The organism is Pseudomonas sp. MMS21 TM103 (assembly GCF_022132145.1).
In the GTDB taxonomy this organism is placed as follows: domain Bacteria; phylum Pseudomonadota; class Gammaproteobacteria; order Pseudomonadales; family Pseudomonadaceae; genus Aquipseudomonas.
Map to the genome: position 1 here is coordinate 258,963 of NZ_JAJISP010000003.1, position 16,893 is coordinate 275,855.

General features: G+C 61.8%; 11 protein-coding genes. 5 read left to right on the plus strand and 6 right to left on the minus strand.

Annotation, left to right across the window (positions count from 1 at the left end; translation table 11 throughout):
* Positions 1-170: 170 nt before the first annotated feature.
* Positions 171-2,807 (minus strand): phosphoenolpyruvate carboxylase, encoded by a 2,637-nt coding sequence (gene ppc / locus LJY18_RS12305; RefSeq protein WP_238042107.1) that lies wholly within the window; start codon positions 2,805-2,807, stop codon positions 171-173.
* 186 nt (positions 2,808-2,993) lie between these two features.
* On the opposite strand from ppc, the gene LJY18_RS12310 reads away from it, so the two are divergent.
* The 3 genes from LJY18_RS12310 (at position 2,994) to LJY18_RS12320 (ending at position 5,129) form a co-directional block, all read left to right on the plus strand.
* On the plus strand, positions 2,994-3,338 hold the full coding sequence (locus LJY18_RS12310) for a pilin assembly protein (RefSeq protein WP_238042108.1): 345 nt from the start codon (positions 2,994-2,996) through the stop codon (positions 3,336-3,338).
* A 484-nt stretch (positions 3,339-3,822) separates the two neighbouring features.
* Positions 3,823-4,239 (plus strand): DUF4398 domain-containing protein, encoded by a 417-nt coding sequence (locus LJY18_RS12315; RefSeq protein WP_372866120.1) that lies wholly within the window; start codon positions 3,823-3,825, stop codon positions 4,237-4,239.
* A 59-nt stretch (positions 4,240-4,298) separates the two neighbouring features.
* Positions 4,299-5,129, plus strand: coding sequence for an OmpA family protein (locus tag LJY18_RS12320; protein ID WP_238042109.1), 831 nt, complete (start codon positions 4,299-4,301; stop codon positions 5,127-5,129).
* A gap of 173 nt (positions 5,130-5,302) precedes the next feature.
* Here LJY18_RS12320 and LJY18_RS12325 read toward each other — a convergent pair whose 3' ends face one another.
* The 5 genes from LJY18_RS12325 to LJY18_RS12345 form a co-directional block, all read right to left on the minus strand.
* Positions 5,303-8,041, minus strand: coding sequence for a LuxR C-terminal-related transcriptional regulator (locus LJY18_RS12325; protein ID WP_238042110.1), 2,739 nt, complete (start codon positions 8,039-8,041; stop codon positions 5,303-5,305).
* 381 nt (positions 8,042-8,422) lie between these two features.
* Positions 8,423-9,790: a DUF1329 domain-containing protein gene (locus LJY18_RS12330; protein ID WP_238042111.1), complete on the minus strand. Its 1,368-nt coding sequence runs from the start codon at positions 9,788-9,790 to the stop codon at positions 8,423-8,425.
* A 31-nt stretch (positions 9,791-9,821) separates the two neighbouring features.
* Positions 9,822-11,702, minus strand: coding sequence for a DUF1302 domain-containing protein (locus LJY18_RS12335; protein WP_238042112.1), 1,881 nt, complete (start codon positions 11,700-11,702; stop codon positions 9,822-9,824).
* A 232-nt stretch (positions 11,703-11,934) separates the two neighbouring features.
* Positions 11,935-13,617, minus strand: a complete 1,683-nt coding sequence (locus LJY18_RS12340; RefSeq protein ID WP_238042113.1) for a fatty acid--CoA ligase — start codon at positions 13,615-13,617, stop codon at positions 11,935-11,937.
* Between the two features lie 464 nt (positions 13,618-14,081).
* Positions 14,082-14,711 (minus strand): LysE family translocator, encoded by a 630-nt coding sequence (locus LJY18_RS12345; RefSeq protein WP_238042114.1) that lies wholly within the window; start codon positions 14,709-14,711, stop codon positions 14,082-14,084.
* A 79-nt stretch (positions 14,712-14,790) separates the two neighbouring features.
* Between LJY18_RS12345 and LJY18_RS12350 the strand changes: the two genes are divergently transcribed.
* Complete coding sequence (locus tag LJY18_RS12350) at positions 14,791-15,756, plus strand: 2-hydroxyacid dehydrogenase (protein ID WP_238042115.1); 966 nt, start codon at positions 14,791-14,793, stop codon at positions 15,754-15,756.
* 119 nt (positions 15,757-15,875) lie between these two features.
* Complete coding sequence (locus LJY18_RS12355; protein ID WP_238042116.1) at positions 15,876-16,874, plus strand: class I SAM-dependent methyltransferase; 999 nt, start codon at positions 15,876-15,878, stop codon at positions 16,872-16,874.
* Positions 16,875-16,893 lie beyond the last annotated feature (19 nt).

Sequence of the window (16,893 nt, forward strand, 5' to 3'; positions counted from 1 at the left end):
CGCTGGCAAGGTGCCAAGCGGCCAAAAGGTTGATCAAGATACACAGCGCACCCCCACCGCACAAGTCACCGAAAGTCGGATAAACCAGGGCCTTTCAGGCGCCATCAGGCCGCGATCGGGTGCTTCTGGAGTTCGTCCAGGGCACCCGGAAAACGCCCGAGCCGCCGCCGCTAGCCGGTGTTACGCAAGCCGGCGGCGATACCGGCGACACTGACCAGCAAAGCCTGCTCCAGCGGGCTGTCGGCCTCGCTATCACGCTGCCTGGAGCGAGCCAGCAGTTCGGCCTGAAGCAGGTGCAAGGGGTCGAGGTAGGTGTTGCGCACGCTGATGAACTCCAGGGTCTCGGGACTGTGCGCCAACAGCTGCGACTGACCGGTCAAACCCAGTACCGCCGCAACAGCCTGCGACAATAGGTCGCGTAAATGTTCACCCAAGGGCCGCAAGGATGGCTCGACCAGGCGCTCATCGTAGAGCCGGGCAATCGCCCCATCGGCCTTGGCCAGGACCATTTCCAGCATGTCGATGCGGGTGCGAAAGAACGGCCAATGCTCGCGCATCTGCTCCAGCAGCTCACCTTCACCGCGTTTCAGCGCGCTGCTCAGGGCGAACTCCCAGCCAAGCCAGGCCGGCAACATCAGACGGGTCTGGGTCCAGGCGAAAATCCAGGGAATAGCCCGCAAGCTCTCCACCCCGCCCTCACGACGCTTGGCCGGGCGGCTGCCCAAGGGCAGGCGACCGAGTTCCTGCTCCGGCGTGGCTTGGCGAAAGTATTCGACGAACTGTGGATGCTCGCGCACCACACCGCGATAGGCCGTGACGCCATCGGCGGCCAGCTTGTCCATCACGTCGCACCAGGCCGGTTCGGGCGTCGGCGGTGGCAACAGGGTGGCCTCAAGCACCGCGGCCAGGTAAAGGTTGAGGTTTTGCTCGGCGATATCCGGCAGGCCGAACTTGAAGCGGATCATTTCGCCTTGTTCGGTGGTGCGAAAACGCCCCGCCACCGAACCCGGCGGCTGCGAGAGGATCGCCGCATGAGCCGGACCGCCACCGCGGCCAACGGTGCCGCCACGGCCGTGAAACAGCAGCAACTCGACCTGCTGCGCGGCACAGACCTGCACCAGTTGCTCCTGGGCGCGGTACTGCGCCCAGGCCGCAGCAGTGGTACCGGCATCCTTGGCCGAATCGGAATAACCAATCATCACTTCCTGCGGGCCATGCAGGCGCGCGCGATAGCCCTTGAGGCTGAGCAGTCGGTCGATCACCGGGCCGGCGTTGTCCAGGTCGGCGAGGGTTTCGAACAGCGGCACCACACGGATCGGGCGCAACAGCCCCGACTCCTTCAACAACAGTTGTACGGCCAGCACATCGGAAGGCGCACCGGCCATGGAGATCACATAGGAGCCCAGCGAGGCCGCCGGCGCGGCCGCCACCTCACGGCAGGTGGCAAGTACCTCGGCAGTATCGGCGCTGGGTTTGAAGTGGCTCGGCAACAGCGGTCGACGGTTGTCCAACTCGGCCAGGAGAAACTGCTGCCGCGCGTCCTCATCCAACTCGGCGTAACGCCCCAGGCCCAGGTAATCGGTAATTTCATCGAGCGCCGCGGCGTGGCGGCTGGAGTCCTGACGCACGTCAAGACGCACCAGGAACAAGCCGAAAGTGGCGGCGCGGCGCAGGCAATCGAGCAGGGGGCCATTGGCGATCACGCCCATGCCGCAGGCGTGCAACGATTGGAAGCAGCACTCCAGCGGCTCGAGCAGTTCACGGTTGTCCTGCAACACCGCCGCTGGCGCTGCGAGCGGCCCGTGCAACGCCTCCTGAGCCCAGCTACGGGTGGCACGCAGGCGTTCGCGCAGTTGCTTGAGCAGGCTGCGATAAGGCTCGGCGCTATCGCCGACGCGAGCCAGCAGCTCGGGACTGGCTTGCTGCATGGACAGCCCGGCGGCCAGTTGATCGATATCACGCAGGTACAGGTCGGCCGCCATCCAGCGCGCCAGCAGCAACACCTCGCGGGTCACCGCGGCAGTGACGTTCGGGTTGCCGTCGCGGTCTCCGCCCATCCAGGAGGCGAAGCGAATCGGCGCGGCGTCCAGCGACAGGTGCATGCCGGTGGCTGCATGCAAGGCATGATCAGCCTTGCGCAGAAAATTCGGCACCGCCTGCCACAGCGAATGCTCGATCACGGCGAAGCCCCACTTGGCTTCGTCCACCGGAGTGGGTCGGCTGCGGCGGATTTCTTCGGTATGCCAGGCCTCCGCGATCAGGCGCTGCAAATGCTCGGCGACCTGCTCGCGCTCGGCCGCCGACAGGTCGCTATGGTCCCCCGCCGCCAGCTGCGCGGCGATCGCATCGTATTTCTGGATCAGGGTACGCCGCGCCACTTCGGTCGGGTGAGCGGTCAACACCAACTCGATGTCCAGGCGGCCGAACTGGCGCGCCAACGCATCGGCGCCGTGGCCGCTGGCCAGCAGGCGCTGCAGCAATTCGGCCAGCACCCGCGACTCGAAGGGTTCCGGCTCGTCAGGGTCACGGCGACGGATGCGATGATATTGCTCGGCGATATTGGCCAGGTTGAGAAACTGATTGAACGCCCGCGCCACCGGCAGCAGTTCATCGTCGGCGAGCTGTTCGAGGCCCGCGCTGAGCTGCTCGGCACCAGCAGCCGAACCACGCCGCGCCGCTTTGGCGCCCTTGCGAATGCGCTCGATCTTGTCGAGAAAAACCGTCCCGCGCTGGGCACTGATGGTGTTTCCCAGCAGCTCGCCAAGCTGATGAACATCCTCGCGCAGACGCGCGTCGATTTCTGCCATGACTGACTCTCCGCTCAAGCGTTAACCCCAAGAGTGCCCAGCACGGCAACATCTTACAAGCGTGCGACGCAGAACCGACAAGAGCGCCTGGCCGGTCTAGGCTCTAATCAGGCCCGTCGCAAAAGGACGTGACCGAATACATATTGCACAACCACCTGCCACGAGCAGGTTAAGGACGAAGTAGTCATGAAAGTTCGCGAGCTTGTCCACCATTGGGAACAAAATGCCAAGGGCCGTATGACGCGCAACCTGTATCAGATCAATCTCGATGTGGAGGCGGCAGCACGCCTGGCAGCTCTGGCCGAGATGTACCCCAAACGCAGCCCGGAAGCACTACTCGGCGAGCTGATCGGCGCGGCGCTGGAAGATCTGGAAACCAGCCTGCCGTACGTCAAGGGGAGTCAGGTGGTGGCCACCGACGAGGAAGGCAATCCGCTCTATGAAGACATCGGCCCAACCCCACGCTTTCTCGCCCTGTCACGCAAGTATCTGCACGAACTGAGCGAGCAGCAGGACAGCACCAACCACTGAGCGGCTGTGGAAACACTTCGGCCTACTGCGATCGCCCGCTACTGAACTAGCCCGGATAAACCGGTGCGGCCCCCATCTGCCGGGCAGTTGCTACGCGCCAAATGGCTCGCCGACCTAGGCTCCGAAGCGGGACGCTGTGCTGCAGAGTGCAGCGTCTTGCCGCGAACGCCTGGAGGCGACCTTCGCTATTTGCACAACCCATGAAATATCTGCATGCGCCAGCAACTGGAGCGGCGGGCCTGCGCGCACAGCGTTCAACAAATAAAACACTACGTCGAACCATCCCAATAAATACGCATACACATGTTATTTATGTTGTTTTTTTTGAACGTTTCTTAACTGAATGTACTCTAACTTGAGTAGCGTTACTGACCAACGGTCGCGAGGAATGGGTGTTGCGCCTTATCCAAACGTGTCCGTCGCCCTCAGTCACAACGCTGGCTGGTGACCATCATGGGAACCACTTCACGCAAGGAAACCACCAATGGAACTGAATACCATGATCATCGCCCCTGCCCGGCCGCAACCTAGCAAACGCTCAACCTGGACACTCGCCGCCCTCGCCCTTGGCGGCAGCCTGTTGCTGGCCGGCTGCGCCGGTAATCCACCTAGCGAGCAACTCGCAGTGAGCAAATCGGCCGTCAACTCTGCGGTCAGTGCCGGCGGCCCGGAATTCGCAGCCGTTGAAATGAAATCCGCACAAGAGAAGCTGAAGCAAGCCGAGCAGCAACTGCACGACCATAACTATGAAGAAGCGAAACGCCTGGCCGAGCAGGCCGAGTGGGATGCCCGCCTGGCAGAACGCACAGCCCAGGCAGCCAAGGCTGAAAAAGCCCTGAAAGACGCCCGCCAAGGCGTTGAGGAAATGCGCGAGGAAAGTATGCGTGGCAGCAGCCTTTGACCCCGGCTGCCAAACATACCGAACACAGACTCCGCCAACAGATAAAGGATTACCCGAAGATGCGTACTCAAATACTGATTCCCGCCTTACTGGCATTGAGCGTAGGCCTGGCCGCCTGCTCCTCGCAGCCCAACCTCAATCTGGAGAGGGCACGCAGCAATTTCTCCACGCTGCAGTCGAACCCGCAAGCCAGTAAGGTCGCAGCCTTGGAAACCAAGGGTGCCGGCGAGATGTTGGACAAGGCCGAACAAGCCTACCGCGCCAGCGAGGATGAACAAAAAGTCGATCAACTGGCCTACCTGACCAACCAGCGCATCGAAGTCGCCAGGCAGACCATCGCCTTGCGTAGCGCCGAACAGAACCTGGGCAAAGCCGCCGCCGAACGTGCCAACGCACGCTTGGATGCACGTGATGCACAAATCGACGCCCGTGACGAGCAACTGGATGCACGTGATGCACAAATCAAGCAGCTGCAGGACAGCCTGAACGCCAAGAAGACTGAACGGGGCATGCTGGTAACTTTCGGTGATGTACTATTCGACCTGAACCGTGCGGAACTGAAGCCTGGCGGCATGAACAACGTCAACAAACTGGCTCAGTACCTGCAACAAAGCCCGGAGCGCAAGGTGATTGTCGAGGGTTACACCGACAGCACCGGCTCCGCCGCTTACAACCTGAGCCTGTCGCAACTGCGCGCCAACTCGGTACGCATGGCGCTGATAAAAATGGGCGTTGGCCCGGAGCGCATCGTCACCCAAGGCTATGGCAAGGAATATCCGGTGTCGGGAAATGACACCTCGTCTGGCCGCTCGATGAACCGCCGGGTCGAGGTGACGATATCCAACGACAATCAACCGGTTTCGCCACGCAGCACGACAGACGCTGGCTGATTACAACGCAGTAGCAAAATGCCGCTCACTTTAACCAGGAGCGGCATTTTTCTAGAGCCGGTGTTTATCAGCACTGCCTGTGAGATCGGCTGAAGATGACGCGCCAGCATTGCCCTGAGACGTATAGAGACTGGGCCAGATTGCAATGAGCGGATGGCGGCTAGCCCCACGACTCAGCGCAACAGCCCCAGGCCCTTGGCCCGCGCCACTGCCTGGGTACGCCGTTCGACCCCCAGTTTGCCGTTGATATGACGGGCATGGGTCTTCACCGTGTGCAGCGAAATGAACAGCTGCTCGCTGATTTCCTGATTCGAGCAACCCTGGGCGATCAGCTGCAACACCGCCAACTCACGCGAACTCAAGGCCTCGGTCAGCTGGCTATCGCGCCTGCTCAGCGTCACTGCCTCGGTCTGGGGCAGGTACTTGAGCAGCTCGGCAGCCACGGCACAACCGGGGCGCGCCATCAATTGCTCGCGCAGCCATTGCGGCTGGTGAACGAACAACTCCTGATAAGGCAGAAAAGCACCACCCTGCGCAGCATCCAGGCTACTGGTCAGCCAGCTGGCAGCCTCACGGTCGCGCCCGGAAGCCTTGAGCAGCAGGGCCAATTGCACCTGGGCAGCCACCACGAACAAGTGACCCGATGCGGACTGGGCGCACTGACTGAGTGCGCGCAGACGCCGTTCGGCAACCTCCAGACGCCCCTGCAAACGCTCAAGCGCGGCCTGCTGCAACTCGATATGCAAGGCCAGCTGCGGGTGGAACTCCGGGGCTGCGCCGGGCGTTTCGCCGCAATAGGTCTCGGCCAGCCGCTGTAGCCAGACTTCGGCCAACTCCAGCTGGCCCTGGGACAACCACAGCTCGCACTTGATCACCGTGATCATGGCCAGATAGTAGATCGACGGCACGTCCCAGGCATGCATCAGGCGCTCGGCTTCGGCCAGTTGGGCGAAGGCCTCGCTCAGGCGTCCTTCACGTCCCTCGACCCCGGCCAGCACGCAATACCCTACCAGCAGACTGATGTCGCGACAGGCGCGCGCCTCACCGATCCCGGCCAGCAACTTGGTGCGGGCGGCCTGGGTGTTCAGCGACACGCTGAGCAGATAGCCTTCGTACAGATTCAGCCGCGCCCGCACCGAATACACGCGCTGGGTCGAGAGCCCCTGCAACCGCAGCAAGCCCAGGCGCACCTCGACCAGGGCGCGCTGAACCTCACCCCGGGCGTGCAGCACTCGCGCTCGCTCGGCATGCGCCAGGCCCTCGAACAAGGGACTAGCGACCCGCTGCGCCAGCTCCAGTGCCTCGCGGTTGAGCCCCCGCGCACGCCACAGGTCGCCCTTGGTCATGGCCAGGTTGGCCAGGGTGAACAAGCACATCAGGCGCGGGCCGCAGCGGTTGCTGCTGAGCAGGGCCAGGGCCTCGCTGCAATAGTGTTCCGCCTCAGGCACCTGGCCACGCCCGCGGGCGATGATGCCGGACAAGGCGAGCCACTGGGCCAACAGATCATCCTGCTCCTGCGCGTTGGGGGCCGGGAAAAAACGCCCCAACTGCTGGATCAGCTCGTCGGCCGCATCCAACTGACAGGCCAGGGCCAGGGCCCAGCCGTACAACACCAGCAGGCGTGGCGTGCTGGCCAGCAGGCTGTCGGGCAGGTCCATCTTCCAGCGCAGCAAGCGCGCGACATTCTGCTCGCCGAGCAATTGTTCCTCGGACAGGTTCTGCACCAGGTTGGCCGCCACTTCCGGCTGGCCGGCACGCAACGCCTGATCGACGGCTTCCTCATGCAGGCCCTGGCTGCTGAACCAGCGACAGGCCCGCAGATGCAGGGCCGCCTGGGACTGGCTGCGTTGACTCGCGGGACGCGAGCGCAACAGATCGGAGAACAGGTGGTGGTAGCGAAACCAGTGCCCCTGTTCGTCCAGGGGCACCAGAAAGACCTGATGGGTCTGCAGGTGCTGGATAATCGCCGCGCTGTCATGCTGCTCCCGCAAGGCATCGCACAACTCGACACAGAAACGCTCCAGGCAGGCAGTGTCGAACAGGAAGCTCTGCACCTCGGCCGACTGCTGCTCGATCACCTCCTCCAGCAAGTACTCGCGGATCAACCCCTCGTCGCCCTGGGGCACCCGCTCCGGGCTGTCATCGTCAGCCTGCTGACGGGTCAACAGCCACAGGCGCAAGCCGGCCACCCAGCCTTCACTGCGCTGACGCCACTCCTCCAGAACCGGGCCACTGAGCTGAGCCCCCTGGCTGCCAAGAAGCGCGCGGGTCTCGTCCTCGGTCAGGCGCAAGTCCTGCTCCTGCAGTTCCAGCAACTGCCGTGACAGGCGCAGGCGAGCCAGGTGCCAGTCGGGACGCTGGCGGCTGGTCACCAGAACGACCAGGCCCTCGGGTAAATGATTGAGCAGAAACTGCAGGCAGCGGTCGAGCACCGCGCCCTGAGCCAGGTGATAATCGTCCAGCACCAGCAACAAAGGCGCTGTCGGTACCAGGCGCTCGCCCAACTCTTCAAGCAGGCCATCGAGCCACTCTTCGAAGGCGAAGGGTTGGTGCCGCTGGCGCATACGCAACAAGGCCTGAGCGTCTTCGCCCAACCCCGGATGAAACTGCTGCAGACCAGCCAGCAGGCGCTCGAGAAAACGCCCGGGATCACTATCCCGCGGACTGAGGCCCAGCCACAGGCTGTTCCAGTGCTCGGGTAGCGCCTGGCAGAACTCGCTGGCCAGCGAGCTCTTGCCGAAACCCGCAGGGGCGCTGACCAGCAGCAACCGCCCCGCCAGGCCCTCGGCCAGCCGCTCACACAAACGCGGCCGCGACACATGGCTGGCTGGCAGTGGCGGACGGAAAAAGCGACTGTCGCCCAGAGGGACGCTATCGCTGACTGCAGGTGCTATACGCGTCAGATCGGTCATCTCCCGGCTCTTGTTAGGACATTGCCAGTTCAGGCGCGAACTCTCCGCAGACTATCGACTTAACCGCGCGAATTGAAGCCTGGATGTGGACATGGACACAAATCATTACCAGGCGCGCCACTCGGCTTCAGGCTGAGCGAGTTCAGCGCGGCAGTGTCAGGCGGCATGGGTAAGCGCGGTGGATGCAGGAGGCCCGCGCAGTGGCGGAGGACGTGAGGGTGGCCGAGAAGGCAAGGTCATGCCCCGGTCATCGGTGGCGCAGAGCCGAGGCCGGTGGGCGCAGGGTAATGCCCCGCTGGCCATGGCGGCCAGCGACTGGAGCATGACTAAAACAAGAAAGCCGGCCCAAGGGGCCGGCTCTCACTGTTGCATCAACGACTGTTAACGGACGCCTGCCTGACGCAGGGCAGCCGGGGTGTAGTCGCTTTCTTTGGCCGGGTAGTCGAACTCGTAGGATTGACTCTCTTCGTTCTTCATACCCAGTGCCAGGTAACGACCGGACTGCAGGTCATACAGGGTTTCCAGGGTGTACCACGGTACTTTCTTGTCGTAGTAGTACTGGGCATGGGCCTCAGCTACACGCCACAGGGAACCGCGACCGTCATAGTGGTCGATTTGCGCGGCTTGCCAGGTGTCTTCGTCGAGGAAGAAGTCACGCTTGGCATAGATGTGCCGCTCGCCCGCTTTCAAGGTCGCGGTCACATGCCAGACACGGTGCAGTTCGTAACGGGTCAGGTCCTGGTTGATATGACCGGCCTTGATGACCTGATCATATTTCAGCTTCGGCGAGTCCAACGCGTAGGCGTTGTAAGGAATGTAGATTTCCTTCTTGCCGTTCAGCTTCCACTCGTAACGGTCAGGCGCACCGTTGAACATGTCGAAGTTGTCGGAAGTACGCAGGCCATCGGAAGCGGTACCCGGGCCGTCATAGGACACCTGCGGTGCGCGGCGCACGCGACGCTGACCGGCGTTGTACAGCCACGCCAGACGCGGCTCCTTCACCTGGTTAAGGGTCTCGTGCACCAGCAGGACGTTACCGGCCAGACGCGACGGCGCGGTTACCCGCTGCTTGAAGTAGAACAGCACGTTGCTCGGCTTGCTGGTGTCGGCCTCCTTGAGCGCACCACGGAAGGTGAACTCATCCTGGAAGTAGACCATGCTGTAGGAGCCATTTGCCTGCGGAGTTGCCTGGGTCACCAGACGCTTGACGCTGCCACCACGGTAACGGGTGATATGGTTCCAGATCGCTTCCAGACCGTCCTTCGGAATCGGGAAGGGGTTGGCCTGCTCGAAGTTCTCCAGCCCGTTACCGCCCTCGACCATCTTGGTGTTGACGGCATTGCGCTTGCCCGCTTCCAGCACGAAGTCCGGCATGCTCGCCGAACGGTGGGTTGGGTACACCGGGATTTTGTAGCTTTGCGGGTAACGCTTGAACATGGCCTGCTGACCGGGAGTCAGCTTGTCCTTGTACTGTTCGGCGTTGGCCGCAGTGATGGTGAACAGCGGTTGCTCGCTAGCAAACGGATCGGCCAGGAAGCCGGCAGCGTCGACAGTGCCGGCATTGGTTGGCAAACCGCCGGTCCAGGCCGGAATCGAGCCGTCCGCATTACCAGCCATCTCGGCGCCGACTGGCGTCAAGGTGGTACCCAGCTTGGCAGCCTCTTCTGGCGACACTGCCGCCATAACGCTGCAGGCCAGCAGCGAAAGGGTCAGCGCGCCGGTTTGCAACAGACTTTTGGTTGTTTTCATATACAGAGTCTTCCTCAAAATTCCTGGCCGCTTAGAAGTTCATACCGAAGCTGAGCGCAACGAAATCGCGATCGATCGCAGTGTTGTAGTCGCCACCGAAGAAGTCGGTGTAGGACAGGTCGGCCGTGTAGGTGTTCTGGTACTCGGCATTCAAACCCAAGCTGACGGCCTTGCTGCCTTCGTTGAACAGACCGTTCGGGCCATAGCCGTCGACGTCATGCGACCAGGACAGGCTCGGCTTGAGGTTTACGCCGGCAAACACACTCGGGTATTCGAGAATGGCGCGAGCGCGATAACCCCAGGAGTTGGCGGTGACGAAACCATCGTTATTGGTTGCGCTGTAGGCACCATAGATGGCGTCGCGGCCGTACTGCAGATCTTCGCGACGCTCAAGGCCACCGACATGGGCCGCACCGACTTCACCGACTACGGTCAGGCGGCTAGCGCCCAATACCCGGTCGAAGAAATGGGTGAAGGTGGTTTGCACCTGGGTCAGCTCCTTGCGGCGATAACCCTGGTTTTCCGCACCTGGTGCTGTATCGATGGTGGGCGAGGCTGCACCACCATTTAGCGGGTTAACCAGCGCTAGGTTGAGCGCAGTACTGTTGATCTGGATCGGTGCATTGGGGCGATAGCTGACCTCACCGGCCCAGGAAGTACCGGTGGGCAGCACGGTGGAGAAGCTCAGGCCGTACAGCTGGATATCCTCGGGATAGCTGATGAAGTATTCGCCATTACCCAGAGCCACGAGGGGAGCCAAAGCGGTTATCGTCGGACCCAAAGCAGGACTGCCAGCACATGCTGGGAAACCACCGAACGCAGAACACACCGCACCTGCAGCAGTGTCTGGGTTAGTCAAATTTCCGACAGTGCCTGCCAGCCCACCCAAAGTCGCGGCGTCTGCGGTTTTGGTATTAAAGAACGGGGTCCGGCTGTGGTAGTTCATGAAGTAGGCGCCATACTCGGTATTATCGCCGAGCCAGCGCAGGGCCATACCGTACTGGCCGCTGTCGCGGGCATCACGGTCACCACCGCGCGGAACGACCGCGCCTTCGTTTTCAACACCAAACGCAGCCCCGGAACCAGCAATAAGCGACTGCAGCCCCCGTATGCCCGCGACACCAGCAGGAGTGGTACCAGGTACGGTCAGATTGTTATCGCAACCGTCGGCCACCACATCGGTAGTCGAGAAGAAGGTGCCGCAGTTATCGACTACGGTCTGATCCCACTCGAGCTGATAAAACGCCTCCATGGACAGATTGTCGGTCAGGCTCTGCGCCACATAGAACATATTGACCGGGATCAGACCTTCCTTGATCTCCGCGCCAGGGCGACGGAAAGCGGCGGCGTCAACCGGGTTGATCGAGTTGATCGAGTTCTGAATGAAGGTGCTCTCGCCCCAACTGACCACCTGCTTGCCCAGACGTACGGAACCCGGCAGGTCGGCAATGTCGTAGTTGTGGTAGACGAACGCATCGAGAATTTGCGCACCCGAGGCCTGGGCGGCTTCTTTGCGGTTATGGTCGTCGATGTCCTTGAACAGGCGGCTTTCATCCTTGGCTTCAAAGTCATACCAGTACTTGCCACGCACGAATACGCCGGTATCGCCGTATTTCAACTCAAGGTCGTGAATACCCTTGAAGATCTTCGAGAAGGTTTCGCCCTTCTTGAAGTTCAGTCGATTGTCGTCGCTGGTCGATGAGGCAGCCTTACCACCATTTACTGTGCCGACCAGATCTGGATCTGCTCCACGAACAGACCAACTGGCACCTACAGACAGAGCGGAATCGAACTGACCTTCGATTTCACCGATATTGAAGGTGACGCCGAATGCCGGTGCGGCGAGGGTGGATGCGAGGCTGACGGCCAGCGGCAGTTTTGCCAGGCGCCAGGTTTGCTTTGATTTTGTCATCGACACTACTCCATGTAACTTTTTTGTTATGGATAGTGCGGACTATAGCCAGAGGGTGTGACGGCCTGATCCCTCGAAAGTATGATTTGCAGCATCCCAGCCACTCTGGCACGCAGGTTTCGGCGGAACAGCCCGATCCGCCACGAGCCAGGAATGGCTGGAGAAGAGCGATTGGCAGGCCAAACGCTTGTTTGACTATGCAGTCACTCTGGCGAGGTATCACCACCACACATTACAAGGTCGAGAGAAACGCACTGCCAGCCGCTTGCCACTGGGCGATATCCAGTCGAATGCGTTTCTTGTCCAGCTTGCCAACACTGGTCTTGGGAATTTCCGTAACAAGAGCAATCTGCGCGGGGATTGCCCACTTGTTGATATGACCCTGCTCGACATAAGGCTTGAGGTGATCCTTGAGACCCTTGGCATCCAGGTCCTGATCATCTTTCAACACCAGCAAGGCAAAAGGTCGCTCACCCCACTGCGGATCCACGATCCCAACCACCGCCACTTCACGCACAGCCGGATGACGACTTATCAGGTCTTCCAGCGCCAAGGAAGAGATCCACTCGCCGCCGGTTTTGATCACATCCTTGATCCGGTCACGAATCTCGATAAACCCCATGCCGTCGATGGTCGCCACGTCGCCGGTGTGCAGCCAGCCGTGCTCCCAGAGTTCCTGACCTTTCTCCGGCTCGCGAAAATAGCCCTGGGTCAGCCACGGCGAACGCAACACCAGCTCGCCCTGGGACTCGCCGTCCGCCGGCAACATGGTGCCATCGGCGCTCATGATTGCTGCCTCGACCAGAGGCACCGGCACACCGGCCTTGATCCGGTAGGTGACCTGTTCATCTTCGCTGCCGGCCAGCAACTCGTCATTGATGTGCGCGCAGGAGATCAGCGGGCAGGTTTCCGACATGCCATAGGCCGCCGTCAGCTGGATACCGCGCGCTTTGGCCGCATCGTAGAGGGCGCGGTTCAACGCGCTGCCGCCGATGATCATCTTCAACCCGCCGAAGTCATGGCCTTTGGCACTTGGCGTGTTGAGCAGCATTTGCAGAATGGTCGGTACGCAGTGGGAGAAGCTGACCTCCTCCTCCTTGATCAGCTTGCACAGCATCTCCGGCTCGTAGCGACCCGGATACACCTGCTTGACGCCCAGCATGGTGGCGACATAGGGCATGCCCCAGGCATGCACATGGAACATCGGGGTAATCGGCATGTAGACATCGTTGGTGCCCAGCAGGCGCACGCTGTCGAGACTGCCCATCACACTGGCCGCCGCCAGGGTGTGCAGCACCAGTTGCCGATGAGTGAAATACACGCCCTTGGGGTTGCCGGTGGTGCCGGTGGTGTAGAAGGTGGTGGCCACCGAGTTTTCATCGAAATCGGCGAAGTCATAGCTCGGACTGGCAGCCGCCAGCAGCTGTTCGTACTCGCCGACCAGGTCCGGCAGTTCGGCGGTTTTTTCCTCGGCATCGGTCAGCAGCAAGGTTTTCTCAACCGTGCTCAGTTGCGCAGCGATACCGTTGTAGAGGGGCACGAACTCACTATTGACCAGGACGAACTTATCCTCGGCGTGATTCATGGTGTAGAGAATCTGCTCGGGCGACAGGCGAATATTGATGGTGTGCAGCACCGCACCCAGCATGGGAATGGCGAACATACACTCGAGGTAACGGTGGCTGTCCCAGTCCATCACCGCAACGGTATCTCCGGCTTTGACTCCGGCCGTCGTCAGCGCATTGGCCAGGCGTGCAACCCGCTCATTGAAGGTCGCATAGCTATAACGCAGCGTGTCGCGATAGACGATTTCACGGGTTTTTTCATAGCGAACGCCGGACAGCAACAAGCGCTTGATCAGCAGCGGGTATTGATGGGCATTCGCCGCGGGCGGAATGATGCGGGTTTGCAACATAATGGGCACCTGTCAGCAGATATATTTTCTTCAGTGACAGGACTCTAGAGCGCTTGCCAGACGGGCAAATCAGTCAAAAGAATGATTTGACAGTGTGACTTTTCGGCTTATTTTGGTCACTCTGAGGGATCAGAAGCCAACGCTGGTTCACGGCCACTACTTATTTGCCAAGAACGCTTACAGAGTCGGCCGTAACAACCAACATCGTCACCCCAGAGATCACCCGCGCACCACAATCGGGCCATCAGTAACCCACGGAAGTTGCCCGATAGGAACAGGGTGACGTCGATCCGCTCGAGATCAACCAAGCCTTCGCCACGACCAACATACTGATCTGGGTGAACGATGCCTGGATCATGCCAAGATCAACGCCTTGGGCGGCAACACGACGGTAGTAGCAGTCGAACCGTTGCAAGCCGAAACCGGGGTGGAGAAACAGGCTAGCGCCGCACCCCGCCGCACCCCTAGCGCAACTCGCTGAACGCCAGCTTGACGCCCAAGCCGACCAATACCGCGCCCATCAGCCGATCGAACCAGTGGCCCATGCGGGCAAAACCGGCGCGCACCCGCGGCCGACTGAACAACATCGCCACCAGGCAGAACCACAGTGCCGTCGCCAGTGCCAGGTAGAGGCCATAACCGGCCTGCACCGTCAGCGGAGTATGCGGATTGATCACCACGGTAAACAACGAGAGGAAGAACAGGGTTGCCTTAGGGTTCAGGCCATTGGTGACGAACCCTGTAGCAAAGGCTGCACGCGGTGAACGCACGGCTTGCTCCAGACTCAGTTCGGCGCGGGCCGGATCAACCGGCTTGGCGCGCAACGCCTTGATCCCGATGTAGAGCAGGTAAGCGGCCGCCAGCCATTTCAAGGCGTTGAACAAGACAATCGACTGGGACACGATCAGACCAATGCCGAGCAGCGAATAGGCCACGTGCACGAAAATCCCGGTGCCCACACCCAGCGCGGTAAAGATACCGGCACGCCGGCCGAAGGCCACGCTTTCGCGCACAACGATGGCAAAATCCGGCCCGGGGCTGGCCACCGCCAGCAGGTGAATCAAGGCAACGGTGAAAAATTCCGTCCAGTACATAACGGCTCCGCAACAGGCTTATGGGTCTGATAGGCTGTTTACCTTACGCCCCGCTCCGACAGCAGAAAAGGTACAGCTGATGAGTAAAAATAGCCGCGCAGTCTTTCTGGACCACAGTACGCTCGACCTCGGTGATCTCGACTTGTCGCCACTGCAGCAGCTATTCGGCGAGCTGACGCTGCACTCGCTGAGCGCCCCTGAGCAAGTGATCGAGCGCCTGCAGGGCGCGCAGGTGGCGATCAGCAATAAAGTGCCCTTGGACGCCAAGACCTTCGCCGCCTGCCCCGAGCTGAAACTGCTGTTGATCGCCGCCACTGGCACCAACAACATCGACCTGGACGCCGCGCGGGAGCATGGCGTGCTGGTCTGCAATTGCCAGGGTTATGGCACGCCTTCGGTGGCGCAACACACCCTGATGCTGCTGCTCGCCCTGGCCACCCGCCTGCCCGACTATCAGGGTGCGGTACGGGAAGGCCGCTGGCAGCAGGCGCAGCAGTTCTGCCTGCTGGACTTCCCCATCGTCGAACTGGAAGGTAAGACCCTCGGCCTGCTCGGCCACGGCGAACTGGGCGGTGCCGTGGCGCGACTGGCTGAAGCCTTCGGCATGCGCATACTGCTTGGCCAACTGCCGGGCCGGCCGCCCCGCCAGGATCGCCTGCCACTGGACGAGTTGCTGCCGCAGGTCGATGCCCTGACCCTGCATTGCCCACTCAACCCGGCCACCCACAACCTGATTGGCGAATACCAGCTGAGCCTGATGAAACCCGGCGCCTTCCTGATCAACACCGCACGGGGCGGCCTGGTCGACGAACAGGCGCTGGCCGACGCCTTGCGCCGCGGCCATCTGGGTGGCGCGGCCACCGACGTACTGACCCAGGAGCCGCCCACAGACGGCAACCCCTTGCTCGCCGCCGACATCCCACGCCTGATCGTTACCCCGCACAGCGCCTGGGGTAGCCGCGAAGCACGGCAGCGTATCGTCACCCAGCTGACGGAAAATGCTCAGGCGTTTTTCGACGGTGCAGCGCGCCGGGTGGTGAACTAACCGCCGGGCAATGGGGAAACCCTGCCGGGCCATTGGGCCAGCAAGCCCTCGCCGCCCATTGCGCTGAACGCCCTGGCCAGATTTGCTATCCTCCGCGCTTTGCCCAGGAGCCCACCCCCATGGACCCGCGAAGCGAAGTGCTGCTGCGCCAGGCTGAACTGTTCGGCGGCCCGCTGTTGCTTGCCGGCCTGCCGGCCGACGACCTGCTCGGCCGCCTGCCTGAAGCCCAGGGCTGGAGCTGGCATGCCGGCGAGCAGGCGCTGCTGGAGTCCCGCTTTGCCGGGCGCTGCCAGTTCGGGGTAACGCCCCCCGCTGGCGAATTCTCCGCTGTGGTGCTGTTCCTGCCAAAATCCCGTGAACTGACCGACTACCTGCTGTGTGCGCTCGCGGCACAACTGGCCGGGCGCGAGCTGTTCCTGGTTGGCGAGAAGCGTGCCGGCATCGAACGCGCAGCCAAGCAACTGGCGGCGTTCGGCAGGGCGCGCAAGCTCGACAGCGCGCGCCATTGCCAGCTCTGGCAAGTGCATGTCGAACATGCCCCAGCAACGCCGAACCTCGAAACCCTGGCGCGCCACTACAGCCTGCCACTGAGTGACGGCCCGCTGAACGTGATCAGCCTGCCCGGGGTATTCAGCCATGGTCGCCTGGACATCGGCAGCGCCCTGCTCCTGGAACATCTGGATCAGCTGCCGGCAGGCCACCTGCTCGACTTCGGCTGCGGCGCCGGGGTAATCGGTGCGGCGCTGAAACGCCGCTACCCCGAGAGCCAGGTGACCCTGCTGGATGTCGACGCCTTCGCCGTGGCCAGCAGCCGCCTGACCCTGGCGGCCAACGACCTGCAGGCCAACGTCATCAGTGGCGACGGGATTGCCGCCGCACCCATGGGGCTGGCCGCGATCCTCAGCAACCCGCCCTTCCACCAGGGTGTGCACACCCACTACCAAGCCACGGAAAACCTGTTGCGCCATGCGGCCGAGCACCTCGAGCGGCACGGTCAATTGCGCCTGGTGGCCAACAGCTTCCTCAAATATCCGCCGCTGATCGAGCAATACCTCGGCCCCTGCCATACCTTGGCCGACGCCAAGGGCTTTCGTATCTACCGTGCGAGCAAGCAATAAGCGCAGGCTTGCCCAATCC

Bases quoted from the DNA above. Each gene is read 5' to 3' on its own strand.
- ppc (WP_238042107.1), bottom strand. From the start codon at position 2,807: ATGGCAGAAATCGACGCGCGTCTGCGCGAGGATGTTCATCAGCTTGGC.
- LJY18_RS12310 (WP_238042108.1), top strand. From the start codon at position 2,994: ATGAAAGTTCGCGAGCTTGTCCACCATTGGGAACAAAATGCCAAGGGC.
- LJY18_RS12315 (WP_372866120.1), top strand. From the start codon at position 3,823: ATGGAACTGAATACCATGATCATCGCCCCTGCCCGGCCGCAACCTAGC.
- LJY18_RS12320 (WP_238042109.1), top strand. From the start codon at position 4,299: ATGCGTACTCAAATACTGATTCCCGCCTTACTGGCATTGAGCGTAGGC.
- LJY18_RS12325 (WP_238042110.1), bottom strand. From the start codon at position 8,041: ATGACCGATCTGACGCGTATAGCACCTGCAGTCAGCGATAGCGTCCCT.
- LJY18_RS12330 (WP_238042111.1), bottom strand. From the start codon at position 9,790: ATGAAAACAACCAAAAGTCTGTTGCAAACCGGCGCGCTGACCCTTTCG.
- LJY18_RS12335 (WP_238042112.1), bottom strand. From the start codon at position 11,702: ATGACAAAATCAAAGCAAACCTGGCGCCTGGCAAAACTGCCGCTGGCC.
- LJY18_RS12340 (WP_238042113.1), bottom strand. From the start codon at position 13,617: ATGTTGCAAACCCGCATCATTCCGCCCGCGGCGAATGCCCATCAATAC.
- LJY18_RS12345 (WP_238042114.1), bottom strand. From the start codon at position 14,711: ATGTACTGGACGGAATTTTTCACCGTTGCCTTGATTCACCTGCTGGCG.
- LJY18_RS12350 (WP_238042115.1), top strand. From the start codon at position 14,791: ATGAGTAAAAATAGCCGCGCAGTCTTTCTGGACCACAGTACGCTCGAC.
- LJY18_RS12355 (WP_238042116.1), top strand. From the start codon at position 15,876: ATGGACCCGCGAAGCGAAGTGCTGCTGCGCCAGGCTGAACTGTTCGGC.